The 24,162-nt window shown below is 60.8% G+C and carries 22 protein-coding genes; 13 read left to right on the top strand and 9 right to left on the bottom strand.

The window, feature by feature from the left end; translation table 11 throughout:
- Window positions 1–112 precede the first annotated feature (112 nt).
- The 6 genes from FKV68_RS07755 to hflX all read left to right on the top strand — a co-directional run bounded on the left by FKV68_RS07755 (window position 113) and on the right by hflX (window position 7,848).
- Window positions 113–2,428 carry a sensor histidine kinase NtrY-like gene (locus FKV68_RS07755; protein WP_245181843.1) on the top strand — a complete coding sequence of 772 codons (2,316 nt, stop codon included), beginning with the start codon at window positions 113–115 and terminating at the stop codon, window positions 2,426–2,428.
- On the top strand, window positions 2,418–3,782 hold the full coding sequence (gene ntrX, locus FKV68_RS07760; protein ID WP_180940932.1) for a two-component system response regulator NtrX: 1,365 nt from the start codon (window positions 2,418–2,420) through the stop codon (window positions 3,780–3,782). The genes FKV68_RS07755 and ntrX overlap by 11 nt, the downstream gene beginning before the upstream one ends.
- A gap of 57 nt (window positions 3,783–3,839) precedes the next feature.
- Window positions 3,840–5,216, top strand: a complete 1,377-nt coding sequence (trkA, locus tag FKV68_RS07765) for a Trk system potassium transporter TrkA (protein WP_180940933.1) — start codon at window positions 3,840–3,842, stop codon at window positions 5,214–5,216.
- A 12-nt stretch (window positions 5,217–5,228) separates the two neighbouring features.
- Window positions 5,229–6,092, top strand: coding sequence for a D-amino-acid transaminase (locus tag FKV68_RS07770; RefSeq protein WP_180940934.1), 864 nt, complete (start codon window positions 5,229–5,231; stop codon window positions 6,090–6,092).
- A 109-nt stretch (window positions 6,093–6,201) separates the two neighbouring features.
- Window positions 6,202–6,444 carry an RNA chaperone Hfq gene (gene hfq / locus FKV68_RS07775; protein ID WP_003535434.1) on the top strand — a complete coding sequence of 81 codons (243 nt, stop codon included), beginning with the start codon at window positions 6,202–6,204 and terminating at the stop codon, window positions 6,442–6,444.
- Window positions 6,445–6,450: 6 nt separating this feature from the next.
- Window positions 6,451–7,848: a GTPase HflX gene (hflX, locus tag FKV68_RS07780; protein ID WP_180940935.1), complete on the top strand. Its 1,398-nt coding sequence runs from the start codon at window positions 6,451–6,453 to the stop codon at window positions 7,846–7,848.
- Between the two features lie 24 nt (window positions 7,849–7,872).
- On the opposite strand, the gene mazG is transcribed toward hflX, so the two are convergent.
- Window positions 7,873–8,706, bottom strand: a complete 834-nt coding sequence (gene mazG, locus FKV68_RS07785) for a nucleoside triphosphate pyrophosphohydrolase (RefSeq protein WP_180940936.1) — start codon at window positions 8,704–8,706, stop codon at window positions 7,873–7,875.
- 3 nt (window positions 8,707–8,709) lie between these two features.
- Entirely contained in the window at window positions 8,710–9,297 is a 588-nt protein-coding gene (locus FKV68_RS07790) for a deaminase (RefSeq protein WP_180940937.1), read from the bottom strand.
- Between the two features lie 230 nt (window positions 9,298–9,527).
- Between FKV68_RS07790 and cysG the strand changes: the two genes are divergently transcribed.
- The 5 genes from cysG (at window position 9,528) to FKV68_RS07815 (ending at window position 14,474) form a co-directional block, all read left to right on the top strand.
- Window positions 9,528–10,982 (top strand): siroheme synthase CysG, encoded by a 1,455-nt coding sequence (cysG, locus tag FKV68_RS07795; protein WP_180940938.1) that lies wholly within the window; start codon window positions 9,528–9,530, stop codon window positions 10,980–10,982.
- Window positions 10,983–10,998: 16 nt separating this feature from the next.
- On the top strand, window positions 10,999–11,313 hold the full coding sequence (locus tag FKV68_RS07800; RefSeq protein WP_180940939.1) for a DUF2849 domain-containing protein: 315 nt from the start codon (window positions 10,999–11,001) through the stop codon (window positions 11,311–11,313).
- 14 nt (window positions 11,314–11,327) lie between these two features.
- Complete coding sequence (locus tag FKV68_RS07805) at window positions 11,328–13,001, top strand: nitrite/sulfite reductase (RefSeq protein ID WP_180940940.1); 1,674 nt, start codon at window positions 11,328–11,330, stop codon at window positions 12,999–13,001.
- 15 nt (window positions 13,002–13,016) lie between these two features.
- Window positions 13,017–13,517, top strand: coding sequence for a DUF934 domain-containing protein (locus tag FKV68_RS07810; protein ID WP_180940941.1), 501 nt, complete (start codon window positions 13,017–13,019; stop codon window positions 13,515–13,517).
- 144 nt (window positions 13,518–13,661) lie between these two features.
- Window positions 13,662–14,474, top strand: a complete 813-nt coding sequence (locus FKV68_RS07815; protein WP_180940942.1) for a ferredoxin--NADP reductase — start codon at window positions 13,662–13,664, stop codon at window positions 14,472–14,474.
- Between the two features lie 309 nt (window positions 14,475–14,783).
- Here the strand turns inward: FKV68_RS07815 and FKV68_RS07820 are convergent, their stop codons facing one another.
- The 5 genes from FKV68_RS07820 to FKV68_RS07840 form a co-directional block, all read right to left on the bottom strand.
- Window positions 14,784–15,401: a GntR family transcriptional regulator gene (locus tag FKV68_RS07820; protein ID WP_180940943.1), complete on the bottom strand. Its 618-nt coding sequence runs from the start codon at window positions 15,399–15,401 to the stop codon at window positions 14,784–14,786.
- Between the two features lie 238 nt (window positions 15,402–15,639).
- Window positions 15,640–16,416 (bottom strand): amino acid ABC transporter ATP-binding protein, encoded by a 777-nt coding sequence (locus FKV68_RS07825; protein ID WP_180940944.1) that lies wholly within the window; start codon window positions 16,414–16,416, stop codon window positions 15,640–15,642.
- Window positions 16,417–16,430: 14 nt separating this feature from the next.
- Window positions 16,431–17,585, bottom strand: a complete 1,155-nt coding sequence (locus FKV68_RS07830; RefSeq protein ID WP_180940945.1) for an amino acid ABC transporter permease — start codon at window positions 17,583–17,585, stop codon at window positions 16,431–16,433.
- 4 nt (window positions 17,586–17,589) lie between these two features.
- A complete protein-coding gene (locus tag FKV68_RS07835; RefSeq protein WP_180940946.1) occupies window positions 17,590–18,783 on the bottom strand; it encodes an amino acid ABC transporter permease in 1,194 nt (397 codons plus the stop codon).
- A gap of 191 nt (window positions 18,784–18,974) precedes the next feature.
- Entirely contained in the window at window positions 18,975–20,000 is a 1,026-nt protein-coding gene (locus FKV68_RS07840; protein ID WP_180940947.1) for an amino acid ABC transporter substrate-binding protein, read from the bottom strand.
- A gap of 339 nt (window positions 20,001–20,339) precedes the next feature.
- On the opposite strand from FKV68_RS07840, the gene FKV68_RS07845 reads away from it, so the two are divergent.
- On the top strand, window positions 20,340–21,530 hold the full coding sequence (locus FKV68_RS07845; protein WP_180940948.1) for a cystathionine beta-lyase: 1,191 nt from the start codon (window positions 20,340–20,342) through the stop codon (window positions 21,528–21,530).
- Window positions 21,531–21,737: 207 nt separating this feature from the next.
- Here the strand turns inward: FKV68_RS07845 and FKV68_RS07850 are convergent, their stop codons facing one another.
- The gene (locus FKV68_RS07850) at window positions 21,738–22,901 is read right to left on the bottom strand and encodes an FAD-dependent monooxygenase (protein ID WP_180940949.1); all 1,164 of its coding nucleotides are present in this window, start codon (window positions 22,899–22,901) and stop codon (window positions 21,738–21,740) included.
- Window positions 22,902–22,929: 28 nt separating this feature from the next.
- The gene (locus tag FKV68_RS07855) at window positions 22,930–23,175 is read right to left on the bottom strand and encodes a zinc-finger domain-containing protein (protein WP_180940950.1); all 246 of its coding nucleotides are present in this window, start codon (window positions 23,173–23,175) and stop codon (window positions 22,930–22,932) included.
- Window positions 23,176–23,358: 183 nt separating this feature from the next.
- On the opposite strand from FKV68_RS07855, the gene FKV68_RS07860 reads away from it, so the two are divergent.
- Window positions 23,359–24,144, top strand: coding sequence for an alpha/beta fold hydrolase (locus FKV68_RS07860; protein WP_180940951.1), 786 nt, complete (start codon window positions 23,359–23,361; stop codon window positions 24,142–24,144).
- Window positions 24,145–24,162 lie beyond the last annotated feature (18 nt).

A 24,162-nucleotide genomic window follows, 5' to 3' on the forward strand; every position in this document is an offset into this window, starting at 1 on the left:
CCGATAGCGTCGATTCGTTGCGTCGTCATTGGAGGCGGCCCGGTCGAGGTACGCCGATGCTGTTTGGGGTGGGGCGTTACGGTCAGTTTCTTTGACCCGGAGAAGTTCGCGTTTGCCGGTGCCGTCGGGCGCCGGTTTGGGGGAAGCGTTTTACATGGTGGACGGAATGGCCCTGCCATTGGGCACAGAGGACAGGGTCGCAACTGTCCAGGATCGGCGGGCGTCCTTCGCGCTGCCCGGATTGATGCTCGCCACCGGCGCGCTGATCTGTGCCACGTTGTCGCTGCTCGTTCTCCTCGGCCTCACTCCTATTCGGCCGGAGCGAAACATCGTCATTGCCTGCGCGGCCATCAACGGTGTCTTCGTCGTAGGCCTGATCTACCTGATCGCACGCGAAATCCTCAGACTGCTTAGAGCGCGCAGCAAGGGAAGAGCGGCAGCACGGCTGCATGTGCGCATCGTCGCGCTATTTTCGATCGTCGCGATAACGCCAGCGATCCTGGTCGCAATCTTTGCCAGCATCACGCTCGATGTCGGGCTTGATCGCTGGTTCTCGCTGCGCACACAGGCGATCGTCAGCTCGTCGCTGAACGTTGCGCAGGCCTATGTGCTTGAGAATGCCAGCTACCTGCAAGGCCAGACAGTGTCGATGGCCAACGACCTGGAGCGCAACCGGCAACTCTACAGCCTCGATCGCACAGGATTCACCGAATTGATGACGCGCCAGGCGAGGGGGCGCGGCATGCTTGGCGCCTTCCTGGTGCGCGCCGACGGCAGCGCCATCCTTCAGGCGAATATCTCGACTGAAAGGCCGCTGCCGGCTATTCCGGCCGATGCCCTTAAAAGCACTGTTTCCGGCCAGCCGACGCTGATCCCTCCCGGTGTGACAAACCTGGTCGGCGCCGTCATTCCGCTCGACAATATACCCGGAACCTATCTCTACACGGTGCGCAACGTCGATCCTGAAGTGATGCGTTCGATGCGGCTGATGGAGGAGAACACGGCCGAATACAAGGCGCTGGAAGCGGGCCGCACCTCGCTTCAGATCGCCTTCGGCGTCCTCTATATCGGTTTTGCCCTCATCGTTCTGCTGGCGGCGATCTGGACGGCAATTGCCGTTGCCGATCGCATCGTGCGGCCGATCCGGCAGCTGATCGGCGCCGCGGACAGCGTGGCTTCCGGCAATCTCGATGTGGTTGTTCCTGTGCGCGCGGTCGACGGCGACGTCGGCAATCTGTCGCGAACTTTCAACAAGATGGTCAGCGAGATCCGCACGCAACAGCAGCAGATCCTGGTGGCGAAGGACGAAGTGGACCAGCGCCGCCGCTTTATCGAGGCGGTGCTTTCCGGCGTCACCACGGCAGTCATCGGCGTCGGCAAGGACCGTCGAATCACGATTGCCAATCCTTCGTCGGAAGAGTTTCTGCGGAAGGCCGCGCCGGGACTGCTGGGCGCTAGCCTCAGCGAGGTTGCGCCGGAAATCGATGCCGTGCTGGTCGAGGCGGAAAGCCGCTATCGCAACGATTACCGCAAGCAGATCAATATCATGCGCGGCGGAACCGAGCGCACGCTGAACGTGCAGGTGACGAGGGAGGAGGGCGACGAGTCGCACGGATCCTACGTTATCACCATCGACGACATCACTGACCTGGTGATCGCGCAGCGGTCGACCGCATGGGCCGACGTGGCCCGCCGCATCGCGCATGAGATCAAGAATCCGCTGACACCGATCCAGCTTTCGGCCGAGCGCTTGAGGCGTCGCTATGGTAAGCAGATCGACCAGCAAGACAGGGCGGTCTTCGACCAGTGCACCGATACGATCGTGCGCCAGGTCGAGGATATCGGCCGGATGGTCGACGAATTTTCTGCCTTTGCGCGGATGCCGAAGCCGACGAAGGAAAAATCCGATCTGCGATCGATCCTCAAGGATGCGGTTTTCCTGCGCGAGATGGGCAACAATCACATCACCTTCGTTCGCGATTTCGGCGACGAGCCGCTCGAAGGCCAATTCGACGGGCGCATGCTCGGCCAGGCTTTCGGCAACATCGTAAAGAATGCGGTGGAGGCGATCGAGGCTGTCCCTGCCGGAACGTCGCGGGGGGCGCCGACCATCGCCGTCCGCTGCCGTCGTGACGGCGCTTCCGGCCGTTTCGTTGTCGACGTTATCGATAACGGCAAAGGGCTGCCGACCGAGAACCGGCACAGAATTCTGGAGCCATACATGACGATGCGCGAAAAGGGCACCGGTCTCGGTCTCGCAATCGTCAAGAAGATCATCGAGGACCATGGCGGACAACTGGAACTGCACGACGCACCGGTCGATTTCGACGGTGGCGTCGGGGCAATGATCCGCGTGATCCTGCCGCCTGCCGGGGAAACCGGGGGCGAAGATACTGTAAAGGACAAGGGTAATACCAATGGCGGCTGATATTCTGGTTGTGGACGATGAGGAGGATATCCGGGAGATCGTCTCGGGCATCCTGTCGGACGAAGGTCATGAGACCCGGACGGCTTTCGACAGCGACAGCGCGCTTGCGGCGATCAACGATCGAGTGCCGCGATTGGTTTTCCTGGACATCTGGATGCAGGGCAGCCGCCTCGACGGACTGGCGCTGCTTGACGAGATCAAGGGCCGCCATCCCGATCTGCCGGTGGTGATGATTTCCGGTCACGGCAACATCGAAACGGCCGTTTCCGCTATCAAGCGGGGTGCTTACGATTTCATCGAGAAACCGTTCAAGGCGGACCGGCTGATTCTTATCGCCGAGCGGGCGCTGGAGAATTCCAAGCTGAAGCGCGAAGTCTCGGAGTTGAAGAAAAAGTCCGGCGACCCGGTGGAGCTCATCGGAACCTCTGTCGCGGTGTCGCAGTTGCGGCAGACGATCGAAAAGGTGGCTCCCACCAACAGCCGGATCATGATCCAGGGTCCTTCGGGTTCCGGCAAGGAACTCGTCGCGCGCATGATCCACCGTAAATCCACGCGTGCCTCCGGGCCGTTCGTCGCGCTCAACGCCGCGGCGATCACCCCGGATCGCATGGAAGTCGCGCTCTTCGGTACGGAGGGCACGCCCGGCCAACCGCGCCGCACGGGCGCGTTGGAGGAGGCTCATGGCGGCATCCTCTATCTCGACGAAATCGGCGAAATGCCGCGGGAAACGCAAAACAAGATCCTGCGCGTGTTGGTCGACCAGCAGTTCGAGCGCGTCGGCGGTTCGAAACGCGTCAAGGTGGACGTGCGCATCATTTCCTCGACGGCGTACAACCTTGAGAACATGATTTCCGAGGGCCTGTTCCGCGAGGATCTGTTCCACCGGCTGGCCGTCATTCCAGTACGTGTCCCGGCGCTTGCCGAACGGCGCGAGGACATTCCTTTCCTTGTGGATATGTTCATGCGCCAGGTGAGCGAGCAGGCCGGCATCCGCCCGCGCAAGATCGGCGAGGACGCGCTTGCCGTCCTGCAGGCGCATGATTGGCCCGGCAATATCCGCCAGTTGCGCAACAACATCGAACGCCTGATGATCCTCGCCCGCAGCGACGGACCGGATACGCCGATCACCGCCGACATGCTGCCGACCGAAGTCGGTGACACGCTGCCCAAGATTTCCGCGCAGGGCGACCAGCACATCATGACCTTGCCGCTACGCGAAGCCCGTGAAATGTTCGAGCGCGATTATCTGATCGCCCAGATCAACCGATTCGGCGGAAACATCTCGCGCACGGCGGAGTTCGTCGGCATGGAACGCTCGGCGCTTCATCGCAAGCTGAAGTCGCTGGGCGTCTGATCCGGAGCGGCGCGCGGCGGCCTTTGCCGCGACAGCGCGTGGGATGAAGGAACGGCAATGAAAGTGGTCATATGCGGCGCCGGACAGGTAGGCTACGGCATTGCCGAGCGCCTGTCACAGGAAGACAACGATGTCTCGGTGATTGACACATCCGCCGCACTGATCGCCCATATCACCGAAACCCTGGATGTGCGCGGCTATGTCGGCCACGGTGCGCATCCGGACGTCTTGGCGAGAGCCGGTGCCGATCAGGCCGACATGATCATCGCGGTGACGCTTTTCGACGAGGTCAATATCGTGGCCTGTGAGGTCGCGCATGCGATCTTCAACGTGCCGACCAAGGTCGCCCGCATTCGCGCGCAGAACTACCTCGCACCGGAATATTCGGATCTCTTTTCGCGGGAGAACGTCCCGATCGACGTGACAATTTCGCCGGAGATCGAAGTGGGGCGTCTTGTTCTTCGACGGATTTCCTTCCCGGGCGCGACCGACGTCGTCCGCTTCGCCGAGGACCGCATTGCGATGGTCGCGATCGAGTGCATGGAAGACTGCCCGGTAGTGGACACGCCATTGCAGCAGTTGAGCGAGCTTTTTCCAGACCTTCTGGCGACCGTTACGGGCATCTTCCGAGACGGAAAACTCATCGTCCCCCGCTCCTCCGATCAATTGCAGACGGGCGATCTTGCCTATGTCGTCTGCGATAGGGATCACACGCGCCGCACCCTGGGACTCTTCGGACATGAGGAGCAGGAGGCGCGGCGGATCATCATCATGGGGGGCGGCAATATCGGCTATTTCGTCGCGCGCACGATCGAGGAGCAGCAGCCCCGCATGCGGGTCAAGCTGATCGAAAACGACCGCGATCGGGCCGTATTGATGGCCGACAAGCTCAACAACACCGTTGTGCTGCACGGTTCGGCCATGGACCAGCGGATCCTGATGCAGGCCGATGTTCAGGAGGCCGATCTCGTGGTCGCGCTCACGAATAACGATCAGATCAACATCCTCGGCAGCATGATGGCGAAGCGCCTGGGCGCGAAGTCCACGCTGGTGCTGATCAACGAACCGGCCTACCAGGATTTCGCGGGCACGGCCGGTGTCGATGCGCATATCAACCCGCGGGCCGTGACCATCTCCCGTGTCCTGCAGCACGTCAGGAAGGGCCGCATCCGATCGATCTATGCAGTGCAGAGCGGCAGGGCAGAGGTGATCGAGGCCGAGGCGCTCGAGACGTCGCCACTGGTGGGCAAGGCCCTGCGCGAGCTCGAATTGCCGGAGGGCATCCGCATTGGCGCACTCTACCGCGACAAGGCTTTCATTCGCCCTGACGGCAATACGAGGATAAAGGCGAAGGATCGCGTCGTCCTTTTTGCAGCCGCCGAAGCGGTGCGCCACGTCGAACAACTTTTCCGAGTCAGCATCCAATATTTCTGAGGTCTCGCCCCAATGCCGAGAATTGCTTATGTCAACGGCTCTTACGTGCCGCATTCCGAAGCCGCTGTTCACGTCGAAGACCGCGGCTACCAGTTCGCGGACGGTGTCTACGAAGTTTGCGAGGTTCGGCACGGCTTTATCGTGGACCTCAACCGGCATTTGGACCGTCTCGATCGATCCTTAAGGGAACTGCGGATCGGCTGGCCGATGAGCCGCGCGGCGTTGATTCAGGTCATCCGCGAGGTATTGCGCAGGAACCGGGTGCGCAACGGGCTTTTCTACCTGCAGGTGACCCGCGGCGTGGCGCGCCGCGACCACGTCTTCCCGACGAAGGAGACGCCGCCGTCGCTCGTCGTCACGGCCAAGCGGACGGATGCCACCGCCATCGCGAAGAAGAATGCCGAAGGGATCGCGGCGATAACGGTGCCGGAAAATCGTTGGGATCGGGTCGACATCAAGTCGGTCGGTCTGCTGCCGAACGTGCTTGCACGCCAGAAGGCGAAGGAGCTCGGCGCTCAGGAAGCGATCTTCATCGATACCGACGGCCTCGTCAAAGAGGGGGCGGCGACGAACGTCTGGATCGTCGATCGAGACGGCACCCTGCGCACCCGCCCGGCGGAGCACGGTATCCTGCGAGGTATAACGCGGACCACCTTGATGGACGTAGCCAAGCCACTTGGCCTGAAGGTTGAGGAAAAGCCATTCTCGGTGGAGGAGATGCTGACGGCGCGCGAAGTGTTCGTTACAGCGGCGACCAGCATCTGCTTTCCCGTCGTTGCCATCGACGGAAAGACGATCGGCAATGGTCATCCAGGAAGCATAGCACAGAATATTCGCGAAGCCTTTTTCGACATTGCGGAAAAGACATTGATTTGATACCAAACTTGGAGAGGCGTCGGGGACGGACACTGTGACGCTTCGAAACGCAGAATGTGACAAAATGCACCGGCGTCTAAAGGCCGGCAAATAAGAAAGAAGCGGCGCGATGGCGGAACGTTCTCAAAACTTGCAGGATCTCTTTCTCAATACGGTCCGCAAGCAAAAGATTTCATTGACTATTTTCCTGATCAACGGTGTCAAGCTGACAGGTGTGGTCACATCTTTTGACAATTTCTGTGTATTGCTACGCCGCGACGGTCATTCTCAGCTCGTCTACAAGCACGCCATCTCGACGATCATGCCGGGTCAGCCCTTGCAGATGTTCGAGAATGAGGAAGCCGCATCCTGACGGGACGTGAGGAACATTACCAAGCGTGATTCAAAATCGTCGTCGATCATCCCGGAGCTCGAACGGCTCCGCGATGACATGCGCGCGGTCGTCGTCGTTCCGGTTCTGAAGAAGACGGGGAAGGCAGCGGCCGAGATTCTGTCTGCGCCAGTGACGCGCTCCGATGAAAGTCGTCTGGACGAGGCAATGGGCCTCGCGCTTGCCATCGATCTCGACGTCGTGCACGGAACGATCGTTTCGGTCGCCCAGCCGAAGCCGGGTACCTTGCTTGGCAGTGGCAAGATCGAGGAGATCGGCCATATCCTGGACGAAAAAGATGCCGGGCTCGTGATCGTCGATCACCCGCTGACGCCGGTGCAACAGCGCAACCTCGAGAAGGAATGGAACGCCAAGGTCATCGACCGGACGGGCCTCATCCTGGAAATCTTCGGGCGGCGCGCCTCCACCAAGGAAGGCACGCTTCAGGTCGATCTCGCGCATCTCAACTATCAGAAGGGCCGACTGGTCAGAAGCTGGACCCACCTCGAGCGCCAGCGCGGCGGTGCGGGCTTCATGGGCGGTCCCGGTGAAACGCAGATCGAGGCCGACCGTCGCCTGCTGCAGGAGAGGATCGTTCGGCTGGAACGCGAATTGGAGCAGGTGCGGCGCACCCGGCAGCTCCACCGCTCGAAGCGCAAGAAGGTGCCGCACCCGATCGTGGCGCTGGTCGGCTACACGAACGCGGGCAAGTCGACGCTCTTCAACCGGATGACCGGCGCGGGCGTGCTGGCCGAGGACATGCTTTTCGCGACGCTTGATCCGACGCTCAGGCGTCTCAAGTTGCCGCATGGGCGCATGGTCATTCTGTCCGATACGGTCGGTTTCATCTCCGATCTGCCGACCCACCTCGTTGCGGCCTTCCGCGCGACGCTTGAGGAAGTGCTCGAAGCGGACCTGATCCTGCACGTGCGCGACCTTTCCGATCCGGACAACCAGGCACAGGCGAGCGACGTATTGCGCATCCTTGCCGATCTCGGCATTGACGAGAAGGAAGGCGCCGAGCGGATCATCGAGGTGTGGAACAAGATCGACAAGCTCGAACCTGAGGTGCGCGAGGCGCTCGTTAAGAAGGCGGCAAGCACGCCGAACACGGTCGCCGCTTCTGCTGTGACCGGCGAGGGCGTCGATCACCTGCTCGCCGAGATCGGCCGCCGTCTTTCGGGCGTGTTGACCGAGTGCACGGTCGTTCTTGGCCTCGACCAGCTGCAGCTGTTGCCCTGGGTCTACGAGCACTCGATCGTCGATGGCCGAGAGGACCTTGAAGACGGAAGGGTCAGCCTTGACCTGCGCCTGACCGAGGGCGAGGCTGCAGAGCTTGAACGGCGGCTCGGCAACGGACCGAAACCGGTCGAAGAGGATTGGTAACGCGACTGACGCGACGGCATCCCGCTACGTCAGCTGTCGCTCGATCGCCTTTGCTGCTTGCCAGAGCTCTTCCATGCGCTCCAGAGAAGCGGCGTCAAGCGTCTCTCCACCTGCTTCCAACTCCTGTTCGATATGGCCGAAGCGACGGCGGAACTTGGTGTTGGTGCCGCGGAGCGCCATTTCCGGGTCGGTGCCGACGTGGCGGCCGATATTGACGACGGCGAAGATCAGGTCACCGAGCTCGTCGGCAACCTTTCGCTGATCTCCGTCCTTGAGCGCCTGCCGCAGTTCGGTGATCTCCTCCTCGATCTTGTCAAGGATCGGCTCGGGCTTCGACCAGTCGAAGCCGACCTTTGCCGCGCGTTCCTGCAGCTTGAGCGCTTCGACCAGGGCCGGGAAGCTGCGTTGCACGGACCCGAGGTGGCCGGCATCGGCATCCTGCGGTAGACCACGCCGCATACGGCGTTGCCGCCGGTCCGCCTTTTCCGCGCGCTTGATCTCGTCCCATTGCAGTTTGACCGCCTCGGGCGTATCGGCGTCGGAGCGGGCGAAGACGTGCGGATGGCGACGGATCATCTTGCGGGTCACGGCTTCGACGACATCGCCGAAGGAGAACTCACCGGCTTCTTCCGCCATGCGGGCGTGAAAGACCACCTGGAGCAGAAGGTCGCCGAGCTCGTCGCAGAGATCGTCCATGTCATGGCGCTCGATCGCGTCGGCAACCTCGTAGGCCTCTTCGACCGTGTAGGGTTTTATCGTCTCGAAGGTCTGGACGATGTCCCAGGGGCAGCCGGTGTCCGGCTGGCGGAGCGCCGCCATGATATCGAGCAGCCGTTGAATGTCGCGAGAAGGTTCCATGGCTCAGTTCAGCGGTATGGTGTTCTGGTCCTTGCCGGCCTGATAGTGCTCAGACAGGCGGTGATAGCGCGCGCGGATACGAGCGTCCTGCGCGGCGAGTCTTTCCTTTGTCTGTTGGTCGGCGTCGCGCGTCAGTGCCGCTATCGAGCCCGATTTCCAGAAGGCGTTTTCCTGTGCATAGCCGCCCGGCTCCAGCCGGAAGACTTCCTTCAGGATTTTCAGGTCGTGCGGAATCGAGAAGCTGTCGCGCGAATCCTCATGGCTGAAGAAATAGTAGAAATTGTCGAACCCCGCCCAGGTGATCGCGGAGAGACACATCGAGCAGGGCTCATGCGTCGAGAGAAAGATCAGCTCCCGCGTATCGGGCTTATCGGCCATCTCGTAAAAACACTTGAGCGTATGGACCTCGCCGTGCCACAGCGGATTTTCCGTCTCGTTGTTGGTTTCGGCAAGCACCAGCGAAAGATCGGACTTACGCAGGATTGCCGCGCCGAACACCTTATTGCCGGCAGCAACACCCTTTTCGGTCAGCGGAAGGATATCTTTTTCGATTACCGTCAAGAGGCGTTCCGCCAATTCCGACTTTTTCATCTTCTGTGCTTCCTACGAATGTCGCCGGCATTTAAAGGAGGTAGGCCCTCCGGCGCAATGGCCGCCAAGCCCGCAGCGCCCGTGTGTCACCGGAGATATTTACTCAAAATGGCTGACTGTCGAGCAAAACAATACGTGGCCGGAAAAGCATTGAAATTTCTGTTTCTTCAATTGTTACCGGCTATGGGGGATATTCGCCGCAGCCTGTAGAAGGAGTCGTTCTCTCAGTGATGTCGCAGCAACTGTCCTTTTTTCCGACATTCTTTAGCGTCGCGCAAAAGCGCGTGGCGGTGTTCGGCAATGGGGACGAGGCCTTCGCCAAGGTGCGGCTGCTGTTGAACACCGCGGCGCGTATCGCCGTTTACGCGGATGCGCCTGAGGCTGCCTTCGAGACATTCCTCACGACCAACCGCCTCGAGATCATCCGGGAAACCTTCGCTGCGCATCAGGTTGAGGACGCCGTCCTGGTGTTTGCTGCGACTGGCGATGCATCGGCCGATCGGGCGATCGTTGCGGCCGCGCGGGACCGAAAGATCCCCGCAAATGCCGTTGATCAGCCGGATTATTGCGATTTCCTGACGCCGGCACTCGTCAACAGGGCTCCAGTCGCCGTGGCGATCGGAACCGAAGGGGCCGGACCCGTTCTGGCGCAGATGATCCGCGCCCAGATCGATCAATTGCTTTCCCCGTCGCTCGGCATGGTCGCGTCTTTGGCCGCGAGCTATCGTGATGCGGTCGAGCGACTTGTGCCGCGCGGTGTTGCACGCCGCATGTTCTGGCGGCGGTTCTTTTCGGGGCCGGTTGCCGACCACGTTGCGCTTGGCGATGTCGCCTCGGCGCGCCGCGAGGCGTCGCGGCTGCTCGATGGCGCGGATCGTATTCCCGGTCACGTCTGGCTGGTTGGCGCCGGTCCGGGTGCGGAGGACCTGCTGACGCTTCGCGCGCAGCGGGTGATGATGGAAGCCGATGCGATCGTTTACGATGCGCTCGTGCCGCAGGCGATCGTCGATATGGGGCGCCGCGATGCCGAGCGCCTTTCGGTTGGCAAGCGCAAGGGTTGCCACACCAAATCGCAGGACGAAATCAATCAGTTGCTGGTGAAGCTTGCAGGCGAGGGTAAACGCGTCGTTCGCCTGAAATCCGGCGATCCGCTGATCTTCGGTCGAGCCGGCGAGGAAATGGCTGCCTTGCGGGATGCCGGGATCAGCTATGAGATCGTCCCCGGCATCACCTCCGCATTTGCGGCAGCGGCAGACTTCGAGTTGCCGTTGACCCTGCGTGGTGTTGCGTCGTCGCTGGTCTTCACCACCGGCCATGACCTTGCCGGTGATGTGCTGCCCGACTGGGCGCGGCTTGCCGTCTCGGGTGCGACGATTGCTGTTTATATGGGCCGCAGCGTCGCCGCTTCAGTTGCCGGGCGGCTGATGAAGGCCGGCCTGCCCCAAGAGACGACCGTCGCCGTGGTCGAGAACGCCAGCCGCGCCGAACGGCGGCTCCTGCACGGGATTCTTCGCGAGCTTCCGGACCTTGAGACCCGCACGGAACTCGACGGTCCGGTCATGGTGATCATTGGCGACGCGGTTGCAGGTGCGAATTTCGGCCGGTCGGAACCGCTTGCTGCCGGGAGACGGCACGGCACTGAGGCCAGGGATACCTCCGGCGCGCAACGCGCTGAACAGATTTGAAGTGAGGATGACGCGAATGGTGGACAAGGTCTTGACGGCAAACCGATTGGGGGATGGCATATCCGTCTGGCTCGACGCCTCCGGCAATTGGGTGGAGTCGCTGCAGGACGCCTTCGTCGCCCGCCATGCCGAGGCCGTCGCGGCGCTTGAAGGGACTGGAAAGCGCTCCTTCGACGAGAATAAAGTCGTAGACGTCAACGTTATCGACGTCGAGGAAGTCGATGGCGTACTTCGCCCATTGCGCATGCGCGAGCGCATCCGCGCCGAAGGCCCGTCGATCGCCTATGCTCCGGGATATCGTGGGCTTTCCGGCCCGAAAGTTGCTGCCTGAGGACCTGAGACCCTATGTACCGTTACGACGAATTCGATCACACCTTCGTTTCTGCACGCGTCGAGCAGTTCCGCGATCAGGTCCAGCGGCGGCTGTCCGGTGAACTGGCCGAAGATGCCTTCAAGCCGCTGCGCCTGATGAATGGCGTCTATCTGCAACTACACGCCTACATGCTCCGCGTTGCCATTCCCTATGGCACGCTGTCGAGCCGGCAGATGCGGATGCTTGCCCATGTCGCCCGCAAATATGACCGCGGTTATGGTCATTTCACCACACGCCAGAACATCCAGTACAACTGGCCGCGTCTTTCGGATACGCCGGACATCCTCAAGGAACTGGCAAGTGTTGAAATGCACTCGCTGCAGACCTCAGGCAACTGCATTCGCAACGTGACGGCGGATCACTTCTCCGGCGCGGCGGCCGACGAAGTCGCCGACCCGCGCCCCTACGCAGAGATTCTCCGTCAGTGGTCGAGTGTGCACCCGGAATTCTCGTTCCTGCCGCGCAAGTTCAAGATCGCCGTGACCGGCGCCGAGCGCGACCGTGCGGCGATCCAGGTGCATGATATCGGCTTGCACCTGAAAAAGGACGGGCAGGGTAGGTTGGGCTTTGCCGTCTATGTGGGCGGCGGGCAGGGCAGGACCCCGATGATCGCCAAGAAGATCCGCGACTTCCTGCCGGAAGAGGACTTGCTCTCCTACACCACGGCGATCATGCGCGTTTACAACCTCTATGGCCGCCGCGACAACAAATACAAGGCGCGCATCAAGATTCTGGTGCATGAAACCGGTGCCGAAGAGCTTGCTCGCCAGGTGGAGATCGAGTTCGCCAAGCTCAAGGACACCGAGCTGAAGCTGCCGGATGCCGACATCCAGGCGATTTCTGCCTATTTTGCGCCGGCAACCTTGCCGAACCGCGCGGAAGGCTGGGGTACGCTCGCCGGCTGGAAGAAGGCCGACGCAGAGTTTGCGCGTTGGGTTCAACAAAACGTGCAGGCGCACAAGCATCCGGACTACGGCATGGTGACCATTTCGCTGAAGCCGATCGGCGGCATTCCTGGCGATGCGAGCCACGAGCAGATGGATGCGGTCGCGGACATTGCCGAGGAATACGCCTTCGACGAAATCCGCGTCAGCCACGAGCAGAACCTGATACTGCCGCATGTGGCGCTCGCCGACCTGGAGCCGGTCTACCGTGCACTGGTTGCGGCAGGCCTCGCGACGGCCAATGCCGGGCTGATCACCGATATCATTGCCTGCCCGGGGCTCGACTATTGCGCGCTCGCCAATGCGCGTTCGATCCCGGTCGCCCAGGAGATTTCGAACCGTTTCGGCTCGCCCGAGCGGCAGGCAGAGATCGGGGAGCTCAAGATCAAGATCTCCGGCTGCATCAATGCCTGCGGACACCATCACGTTGGCCATATCGGCCTCCTGGGCGTCGAGAAGAAGGGCGAGGAACTCTACCAGATCACGCTTGGCGGCTCCGGAGACGAGAACACGTCGATCGGGGAAATCATCGGCCGCGGTTTCGAGCCGGAAAAAGTCACCGATGCGGTAGAAACGATCGTCGATACTTATCTTGGCCTGCGCCGGGACAAGACGGAGACCTTTCTGGAGGCTTATCGCCGGGTTGGACCGCAGCCGTTCAAGGATGCGCTCTATGGTGGCAGTGCTCAGGAAGCCGCTTGAGGCAGGGACGAGAACATGACGAAAATCTGGAAAGAAACCGGCTTTGTGAGCGATGATCCCTGGATCGTCGAGACGGAAGAAACCAAGGCCGGGTCGAATGAAAAGGCGATACTCGGCCTGGACGCCTTCATCGATGTGGTGTCCACCGGCGACGCCCGTGAGCTGGGCGTATTGATCGCGCCCGCGGACGATGTCACGCGGTTGGCGCCTTATGTTGATCGGATCGCGCTCGTCGCCGTCGCGTTTCCGGCTTTCAATGACGGGCGCGCCTTCAGTCACGCGTCGCTGCTTCGTTCACAGCTTGGCTTCCAAGGGGAGGTCCGTGCGGTCGGAGATGTCTTGATCGACCAGATCCCGCTGATGCTGCGTTGTGGTATCGGGAGTTTCGCGGTGACGAATGCGACGGCGATCAAGCGGCTCTCGGAAGGGCGTTTGCCGGGCATCACCAATCACTATCAGCCGACTGCTAGGCCGTCTTCGGACGCCAAATCCTACAGTTGGCGGCGCGTCTCCTGAAAAATACGCAGCCGCGACAGTGTGAAGCAAGCCGAAATCCTCGAAAGCGACTATATTTGGAAGGGATTTCCTTTCAATCGAGTGCGCCTTGGAATATCCGCTCGTACTTGATAGACAGGGTCACATTACAGGACTGTAGCTACGATGAATGCTCCGGCAAAAACGGAAGATTTCGCGATCCAGGCACCGGCAGGTGTCTTTGTCGAGACGGTCACGAGTGTCACGCACTATACGGACCGGCTCTTCCGTTTCCGTATGACGCGTCCCCAGGAGTTTCGTTTCCGCTCCGGTGAATTCGCGATGATCGGCCTCATGGTCGGTGACAAGCCCGTCTATCGCGCCTATTCGATTGCGAGCCCCGCGTGGGACGAAGAGCTCGAGTTTTTCTCGATCAAGGTTCCGGACGGTCCGCTGACGTCGCATCTGCAGAAGATCAAGCCGGGCGACCAGGTTCTCATGCGCAAGAAGCCGACCGGCACACTGGTGCTCGATGCGCTGGTGCCGGGCCGCAGGCTTTACATGTTCTCGACCGGTACCGGCATTGCCCCCTTCGCGAGCCTCATCCGCGACCCGGAAACCTACGAGAAGTTCGAGGAAGTCATTCTTACGCATACCTGCCGTGACGTGGCGGAACTGAAGTACGGCTTCGACCTCATGGACGAGATCCGTAACCACGAGTTCCTGAACGAGATTGTTGGCGACAAGCTTCGCCACTATGCGACGGTGACGCGCGAAGGCTATCCGTTCAAGGGCCGCATCACCGACCTGATGACCAACGGCAAGTTCTTCGCGGATCTGGGCCTGCCGCCGCTTGACCCGGCGATCGATCGCGGCATGATCTGCGGTTCCACGGCAATGCTGAAGGACACCAAGGAAATTCTGGAAGCTGCCGGCTTGACTGAAGGCGCGAACAACAAGCCTGCCGAATTCGTCATCGAGCGCGCATTCGTCGGCTGACGTCGCGGCTGCTAAGATATCGTATCAACAGAGAGGCGCGTCTCCAGATGCGCCTCTCTTCGTTTGTGCCTTGGGTGGCCACGTCCGTGGGAGCGACGCGCTCCAGAGACGATCTGAAGCTGCTGTCAGCGCGTGATACCGGGTGCTTTCGCATGGATCAACTCAGTCGGCGCCGCACAGCCGGGCGGCGCGTCTTATCGGAAGCGCAAAGGTTCGCTGTAGCACTTTGATTGCAGTAGGTCTTCGGCCAGCATATGCGGCGACTGAAGATCGGCGGCCCGTTGTCGAAGGTTTGAGCCGTCGACGACATCAAGCCTCCGCCAGATAACCCATCAATCCGGACATGGCAGTGGCGGCGCCTTCGCCGTCTCCCGCCTGAATCGCGCGCATCACCCTGACGTGGCGCTCCACCGATGCCCTCATTTTTTCCGGCGCCGCCGACGCAAACCATATGCGGCGCGCGTGGGTCTGCAACGGCGCAAGCGCTGCCGTCAGGAAGCGGTTCGGACAGGCGTCCTCCATGATCTCGTCGAAGGTCTTGTCGGCAACGAGGAAACCCTCCATGTCGCCTCGATCCGAACACGTCGTCATCGTCTGCTCGCAGCCGTTGATCGCCTGCCGGATCTCGGGGGACGCGTTCTGTGCCACGAGGGCGGCCGCCAGCGGCTCCAGCCGTTGGCGCGTCTGCATCACGTGGGCGCGATCCTCCGGCCGGATGGTCGTGATCTGCAGTCCCACCCGAGCACGAATGTCGATGAGACCCTGCCAGGCAAGTTTCTGGATCGCTTCTCGAACCGGCGTGCGGCCATGCTCGGCGAGTTCGATGAGTTGGCGCTCGGTAACGAGCGATCCGGGCCCGAGCTTGAGCGTGATGATGAGGCGTTCGAGCGCGAGATAGGCGAGGTGGGCCTGGGACTGGACTGGCATAAGCATCCCGTTAGTGCTGATATATCAGAGGTTGACACAGAATCGAGATAGTCGCAAGTAAGGTGATATATCAGGCCGCATACGCGCCAGCCGAGAGGTTTCCCGCCGTCGGCGGCCTGCCCGTCCGCCGCACCTTCCCAGACCTCACGCCATCTCGCGAGGGTGCTTTGGTGACGATGAAAAGAAATCGGCCCGCCAGTAACTGGCGGGCCGATTTCGTTCGGTTATATCGTTGACGTCAGTGCAGGATCTGGCTGAGGAACAGTTTCGTGCGCTCGTGCTGCGGATGGTCGAAGAATTCGGCCGGCGAATTCTGTTCGACGATCTGGCCTTGGTCCATGAAGATCACGCGGTTGGCGACCTGACGCGCGAAGCCCATTTCATGCGTCACGCACAGCATCGTCATGCCTTCCTCGGCGAGACCGACCATCGTGTCCAGCACTTCCTTGATCATTTCCGGGTCGAGCGCGGAAGTCGGCTCGTCGAACAGCATGATCTTCGGATTCATGCAGAGCGAACGAGCAATCGCGACGCGCTGCTGCTGGCCGCCCGAAAGCTGGCCCGGATATTTGTGGGCCTGCTCAGGAATCTTGACGCGTCTGAGGAAATGCATCGCGATTTCCTCCGCCTGCTTTTTCGGCATCTTGCGCACCCAGATCGGCGCCAGCGTGCAGTTTTCAAGGATCGTCAGATGCGGAAAAAGATTGAAGTGCTGGAAGACCATGCCGACTTCGCGGCGCACTTCATCGATCTTTTTCAGGTCGTTGGTGAGCTCGATTCCATCAACTACGATCTTGCCCTTCTGGTGCTCCTCGAGGCGATTGATGCAGCGAATCATCGTCGATTTGCCGGAGCCCGACGGGCCGGCAATGACGATGCGCTCGCCGCGCATCACCTTGAGATTGATGTCGCGCAGCACGTGGAAATCACCGTACCACTTGTTCATGTTGGTAATTTCGATCGCGACTTCCGTGCTGGACACGGTCATCTTCGATGCAGTGGCAGTGCTTGCCATATGTTTCCCCTTTTTTATCGTTGGCTTCTGTCGAGCACGCGTTCCATGAAGCCTGAATAGCGCGACATGCCGAAGCAGAAAAGCCAGAATACGAATCCCGCAAAAATCAGGCCGCTCACCGGTGTTACGGCGGAAGCCCAGTTCGTGTCACTAAAGTTCAGGCGGACGATACCAAGCAAATCAAACATGCCGATGATCGAGACGAGGGACGTGTCCTTGAAAAGGCCGATGAATGTGTTGACGATCCCGGGGATCACCAATTTCAGCGCCTGCGGCAGGATAATGAGGTTCATCTTCTGCCAGAAGCTCAGGCCCAGCGAATCGGCGCCTTCGTACTGGCCTTTCGGAATGGCCTGCAATCCGCCGCGCACGACCTCCGCCATGTAGGCGGAAGCGAAGAGCGACACGCCGATCACGGCACGCAGGAACTTGTCGAAGGTGACGCCCTGCGGCAGGAAAAGCGGCAGCATCACGCTCGCCATGAACAGAACTGTGATCAGGGGAATGCCGCGCACGATCTCGATGAAGACCGTGCAGAGCATTTTTATCACCGGCATGTCCGACCGACGACCGAGAGCCAGCAAAATGCCGAGCGGCAGCGAGACTGCTATTCCGACAAACGACAGGACGAGGGTGACCAGGAGGCCGCCCCACAGCGGGGTTTCGACATAGGTGAGGCCGAACCAGCCGCCTGGCAGCAGGATCGTCGCGATGATCGGCAGTGCAACCAGGAGCAGAACGGCGTTCAACCCCTTGTATGGCACCTTGGGCATCAACATCGGCACGAGGAACAGTACGAACAGGATGCCGACGAGCGCGGGGCGCCAGCGTTCGTCCATCGGATAGCGCCCGAAGAGGAATTGGCTGAATTTCGCGTTGACGAAAGCCCAGCAGGCGCCGCTCCAACCGTCCGGCTGTGAGCCGCCCTGTGCGACCGTCGCGCAGACGCCACGACCGCCGCCTGTCCAGGCGGCGTCGATGAAGAGCCACTGTATTGCAGGCGGCACAAGCCATGCCAACACCAGCAGGCTGATGATGGTAAGCGCCGTGTCCTTCGGCGTGGCGAAGAGATTCTTCCGGAGCCAAAAGACGATGCCGCTCTCCAATATCGGGGCAGGTGAAGCCTCGACCATCGACGCGCGAACGAAACTTGCTTCGTGTGTGGTCATGATCTTACCTCTCCACCAGCGCCATGTGGGCGTTGTACCAGTTCATGAACAGCGAGGTCGCGAGGCTGAGCGTGAGATAGACGATGAGCCAGATGCTGACCACTTCGATGGCCTGCCCGGTCTGGTTGAGGATGGTACCGCCGACAGCGACGAGGTCGGCGTAGCCGATGGCAATTGCCAGCGACGAGTTCTTGGTGAGGTTGAGATATTGGCTGGTCAGCGGTGGGATGATGATTCGCATCGCTTGCGGCACGACGACCAGTCGCGTGGTTAGCCGCGGGCGGATTCCAAGCGCGTGGGCCGCTTCGGTCTGTCCCTTTGAAACGCCGCGGATACCTGCGCGAACGATCTCCGCGATGAAGGCAGCCGTGTAGAACGAAAGCGCGAGGTAAAGCGACATAAACTCGGGCCCGACGACCGAACCACCCGTCAGATTGAACTTGCCGGCGATAGGCACGTCGAAGCTGAGCGGTGCGCCGGTGGCGACGAACGTGATCAGCGGCAGGCCGATGAGCAATCCCAGCACCGTCCACAACACCGGAAAGCGCTGGCCGGTTGCCGCCTGTCGCCGGTTGGCATACCGCGAGACGAGAAAGCTCGCGGCGACCGCAATAAGGAACGCGAGAATCGTATATTCGGCCCCTTCTCCGAAGATGGGCCTCGGGAAGGCGACGCCGCGGTTGCTCACGAAAACATTCAAGGGCAGGGCCAGCGCTTCGCGCGCCTGCGGCAACACCGCCAGAACGCCGCTATACCAGAAGAAAATGACGAGCAACGGAGGGATGTTGCGGAACACCTCGACATAGGCCAGCGACAATTTGGCTATGATCCAGTTGTGCGAAAGTCGCCCGATGCCGACGAGGAAGCCGATGATCGTGGCCGTGACGATGCCGGTGATCGCGACGACCAGCGTATTGACGAAGCCGACGACGAGTGCACGGCCATAGGTCGAATCACTGGTGAAGGCGATCAGCGATTGCCCGACGTCGAAGCCTGCTCGGCTTCTCAAGAAACCATAACCCGATGCGACATTCGCGCGCCGAAGGTTCTCAATCGTGTTGTCGACGATCCAATAGATGAGGATCGCGAGGATAATGATGGTGATCGCCTGAAAGAATATTCCGCGCACCTGGGGATCGTTGATGATCGATCCTGAGGATTTGCTTTTTTCAGGCGCATTCGTGACGCCAATGGCCATACAATGCCTCTTTCCCCGATCCGCCCTTTCCGGGCGTTTTTTATTGTTGGAAAGGAGGAGCGGGGCATCCCCGCTCCTCCTGCATGTTTCCTAAAATCGTAGCCGATTTGAGCAAAAAAACATGCAGAAATTCAAAGTGTTACAACGTCCTTTGCGCGCCTCGTAAGACGCGCGGGGCCGTTAGGTCACGATCAGCGGATCGGCGGAGCGTACTGGATGCCGCCCTTGTTCCAGAGGGCGTTCAGGCCGCGCTCGATCTTCAGCGGGCTGCCGGCGCCGATGTTGCGATCGAAGACTTCGCCGTAGTTGCCGACCGCCTTGATGATGTTGACCGCCCATTCATTGGTCAGCCCAAGGTCGGTACCGATCTTGCTGTCGGCTTCGACGCCGAGGAAGCGCTGCACGTCAGGGTTGGTCGACTTCTTCATCTCTTCGACGTTCGCCTGGGTGATGCCGAACTCTTCGGCCTGGACCATCGCATAATGCGTCCAGCTTACGATATCGAACCACTGGTCGTCGCCCTGACGAACGGCCGGAGCGAGGGGTTCCTTGGAGATGATCTCCGGCAGGATCATGTGATCGTCCGGCTTCGCCAGGGTAAGCCGCAGCGCATAAAGGCCCGACTGGTCGGTCGTGTAGACGTCGCAACGGCCGGCGTCATAGGCAGCGTTCACTTCCTCGAGTTTCTCGAAGACGACCGGATTGTATTGCAGGTTGTTCGACTTGAAGTAGTCGGCGAGGTTCAGTTCCGTCGTCGTACCGGTCTGCACGCAAACGGCGGCGCCGGACAGTTCAAGCGCGGACTTCACGTTGAGGCTCTTGCGAACCATGAAGCCTTGGCCGTCATAGTAGTTGACGGGGCGGAAGTTGAAGCCAAGCGCCGTATCCCGGTTGATGGACCAGGTCGTGTTGCGAGCGAGAAGGTCGACTTCACCGGACTGCAGCGCCGGGAAACGTTCCTTGGCAGAAAGTGGCGTGTACTTCACCTTGCTGCCGTCAGCGAAGATTGCGGCGGCGACTGCCTTGCAGAAGTCGACGTCGAAACCAGTCCAGTTGCCGGAAGCGTCGGGGGCGGAGAAGCCGGCGAGACCGGTGTTCACGCCGCACTGGACAAAGCCCTTGGCCTTCACGTCGTCAAGGGTCGCGGCCGATGCCGCATGTGCGCCAATACCCATGACAGCAGCGCCAACCAGAGCTGTCAGAATTCCTCTTGCCATTTTTTGAACCTTTTCGGTTGTCGTTAGTTCCCGTCTGCACAGGCGCGCTCCGTAAGCGCGTGCAGCCTCCGCCACCCTCCTGGCGTGAGTGCAAGCTATCTCATGCTTAAAATCCATAAGGGTCAAGAGAAGTTGCCGATTTTCTGATTTTGCATGTGAAAAACCCGAACTTCGCCAGAAGTTTAGGCAGTTTCTTGCCGGAACATCGGTTTCTTTGAACAAAAAAGCGGCCGGCCCGGCATTTTGCACGACGCCTTACCACTTCATCTGAATTTTCCCTTGACCCGGCGGGGGCTGCGTTCGATGAGTTGGCGTCGAATTCAAACAGCGGATTTTTCAATGGCAGACAAGATCAGCGCGCTCAAGGAATCGGGCATCAACACCCGTCTGGCGCACACTGGCAACAATCCCTCGGATTTCCACGGTTTCGTCAATCCGCCGGTGGTGCATGCTTCCACCGTGCTGTTTCCCAACGCCAGGACAATGGAAAGCCGGGCGCAGAAATATACCTACGGAACGCGCGGCACGCCGACGACCGATGCGCTTTGCGAAGCGATCAATGAGCTCGAGGGCGCTGCCGGAACGATTCTCGTGCCTTCGGGCCTGGCGGCGGTCACGGTGCCGTTCCTGACCTATCTGTCGGCCGGGGATCACGCGCTCGTCGTTGATTCGGTCTATTTCCCGACTCGGCATTTCTGCGACACGATGCTGAAGCGCCTCGGCGTCACCGTCGAATACTACGACCCGATGATCGGTGCCGGCATTGAAAGCCTGATCCGGCCGAACACGCGCCTGGTGCACACCGAGGCGCCGGGTTCGAATACGTTCGAGATGCAGGACATTCGCGCGATCGCAGCCGCGGCGCACCGCCACGGATGCGTCGTGACGATGGACAATACCTGGGCGACGCCGCTCTATTTCCGCCCGCTCGATCACGGCGTCGATGTCTCGATCCATGCAGCCACGAAGTACCCGTCGGGCCATTCGGACGTGCTGTTCGGAACAGTGTCGACCAACGTCACCCACTGGCCGGCGCTGACAGAGGCGATGGTCACGCTCGGCGTCTGCGTGTCGCCGGATGACAGCTACCAGATCCTCAGGGGCTTGCGCACGATGGGGATCCGCCTGGAACGGCATCAGGCGAGTGCACTGGCGATCGCAGAATGGCTGGAGAGCCGCGACGAGGTTGCGCGCGTGCTGCATCCGGCACTGCCGAGTTTTCCGGGATACGACCTCTGGAAGCGTGACTTCGGTGGGGCGAGCGGGATTTTCTCCTTCGTGCTGAAGGCGGACAGCCCCGAAAGGTTCAGGGCCAAGGCCCATGCCTTCCTCGACGCACTATCGCTCTTCGGCCTCGGCTACTCCTGGGGTGGGTTCGAAAGCCTGGCCGTTCACGTTAACCTGTCCGACCGCAAGGTGGCGAAGGCTCCCTCGGAAGGGCCGGTTATCCGGTTGCAGATCGGTCTGGAGGACGTTCCGGATATCCGTCGCGACATCGAAGCGGGCTTCGCCGCCGCCAACGCGGTCTGATGCCCATCGTCCTATAGGCCGGGCGTTTTATCAGACGCGCAAAGGACGCTGTAGCACTCCGGATTGCTGCATGTTTTTGCCCTTAATTGAGAAAACATGCAGTAGAGCAGGAAAAGCGTGTGCGGTTTTCCGCCCGCATCCGCTCTAATTACTAGGATCGATCGCGCTTATGATTTTAGGGTCGATCCGACCTAAAATCATCGTGATCTAAGCGTCATAGCCGTACAGCCAGTCAAGGTCGGCGGCGAGCGATTCGGGACCCTTGAGCGCGAGGACCAGATCACGCCCGAGACGGACCGGTCCTCGGGCGTGATAGGCGAAGCGGTTGAAGGCGGCCCGCTTCCGCACGCGATCGATCCGCGACCTTCGCGCATGATCATATCTGGCAAATGCGGAGGGGGCATCCTGGCTTTCGGCCAGGCAGCGCGCGAGTTCCCGGGCGTCCTCGATCGCCATCGCGGCGCCTTGGGCCGCAAATGGCGTCATCGCATGGGCTGCGTCGCCGATGAGGATGGTTCGCGTCTTGTCGTGCCATGCACCGTCGCCGACGGTGCACAAGGGCCAGTAGGTCGCTGCGGTCGCGCTCGTGAGCAACGCGCGCAGCTTGGGATGCCAATCATCGAAAGCTGCCGCAAGCTCGCGCCGTCTCTCCTCGGAATCCTTGCCGATCCATACGTTGTCGCCAGCCTTGCCCTCGACGATCGCCACAAGGTTGAAGCCGCCGACTTCCTTGATCGGATACGCCACGAGGTGCGCTTTCGAGCCGAGAAACGCGGTTACACGGTCGTCGGACAGAGGCGCGGTCACCTCCGCGCGCGGCACCATCAGGCGCCAGGCGATGTTGCCCGAGAACTGTACGGGTCCGGCGCCCGCGATGGACGTTCTTGTGCGCGACCAGATCCCATCGGCGCCGACGATTACGGATGGGCGTCGTGCCATCGCGCGATCGATCGCCGCTTCCGGGTCGCTCTCGATCCGGAATCCAAGGTGAACGCGGCAGCGTGGTTCGGCTGCCGCTGCGTCCAACAGAATCTTTTGGAGGCTGGCGCGGTGCAGAACACCGTAGGGAGCTGCCCAGCGGTTGCGGGCATAGGAGCCAGCCGGCACGCTTGCAAGCGAGCGCAGCGAGCGGCCGTCGAGAAGCGCGACCGAGTCCGGCTCGCTCCAGACAGCTTCAAGGGCAGGGAGCAGGCCGAGCTCGATCAGAATGCGTGATGCGTTCGGCGACAATTGCAGCCCGGCGCCCACCTCTTTCAAAGAGTCGGACTGTTCGAATATTTCCGTCTCGAAGCCCTGGTGCGCGAGACAGAGAGCCGTCGTCAGGCCGGCGATGCCGGCGCCGACAATCGCGACCGGACCAACGTTTTGCATCGATCTCGTACCGGCGAACCGCGACGACTTAAGCCGCCTTGCTGGTGAAGAGGCACCCCGGAGGATTTGTTTCCGTTGCCTTCAGCGAAGGGTTGTAGCGATAGAGCGTCGAGCAATAGGAGCAGACCTTCTCGTTGTCGTCGCCCATGTCGATGAAGATGTGGGGGTGGTCGAACGGAACAGATGCGCCCGTGCACATGAATTCCTTGACGCCGATTTCGATCGCCTGGTGTCCGCCGTCATTCTGAAAATGGGGGATGCTGTGGCCGGCCATGTCATGCTCCGATGAATGCAAGTCTTTGGATTATAAGTTTGGCGGCACCATAGTGAGCTTTGCCGCAAATGTGTAGCGGCAAACATGCCGGGTCTGTGGGTTTTTGAGCGGCCGGGGGTTTCAAGCGACGGCGTTACAACCTAGTTTGCGCCGAAAACAGAACGCCCCTTCAGGAAATGAGATATGGATCTGAACCCGCCGCCATTTTCGCGCTTCATGCATGAGGGAATGGAGATCGCCTTTTTCGACGAAGGCGATCCATCGGGAGATCCCATCCTGCTCATTCACGGTTTCGCTTCGAGCGCCAATGTGAACTGGGTATATCCCGGCTGGCTGAAGACATTGGGCGATGCCGGCTACCGGGTTATCGCGCTGGACAATCGCGGCCATGGAAAGAGCAGCAAGCCTTACGACCCGTCGCTCTACCACCCGCAACAGATGGCAGGGGACGCTGCGGCACTTCTGGCGCATCTCGGGATCGGCAAGGCGCATGTCATGGGCTACTCCATGGGCGCCCGCATTTCGGCGTTCCTGGCTTTGGCGCATCCCGATCGCGTGCGCTCGCTCGTGTTCGGCGGCCTCGGCATAGGCATGGTCACCGGGGCCGGAGACTGGGACCCGATCGCCGACGCGCTACTTGCGCCGTCGCTGGAGAGCGTGACGCATCCGCGCGGACGAATGTTTCGTGCTTTTGCCGATCAGACCAAGAGCGATCGCCAGGCGCTTGCGGCTTGCATTTCCACGTCGCGCGATCTTCTGTCGCCCGAAGAAATGGCGCGCATCGACGTGCCGGTATTGATCGGTGTCGGAACGAAGGACGAGATTGCAGGATCGGCGCAGGAACTTGCTGCGCTTATGCCGCGCGCAAAAGCGCTCGACATTCCTGGGCGCGACCATATGCTGGCGGTCGGTGACCGGGTGTTCAAGAAGGCCGTGCTCGAATTCCTTGGCGAGGGTGGGCGAGCATGAAGCCGTTTTGCGACTTGT

Source organism: Sinorhizobium mexicanum (assembly GCF_013488225.1).
Classification (GTDB): Bacteria; Pseudomonadota; Alphaproteobacteria; order Rhizobiales; family Rhizobiaceae; genus Sinorhizobium; species Sinorhizobium mexicanum.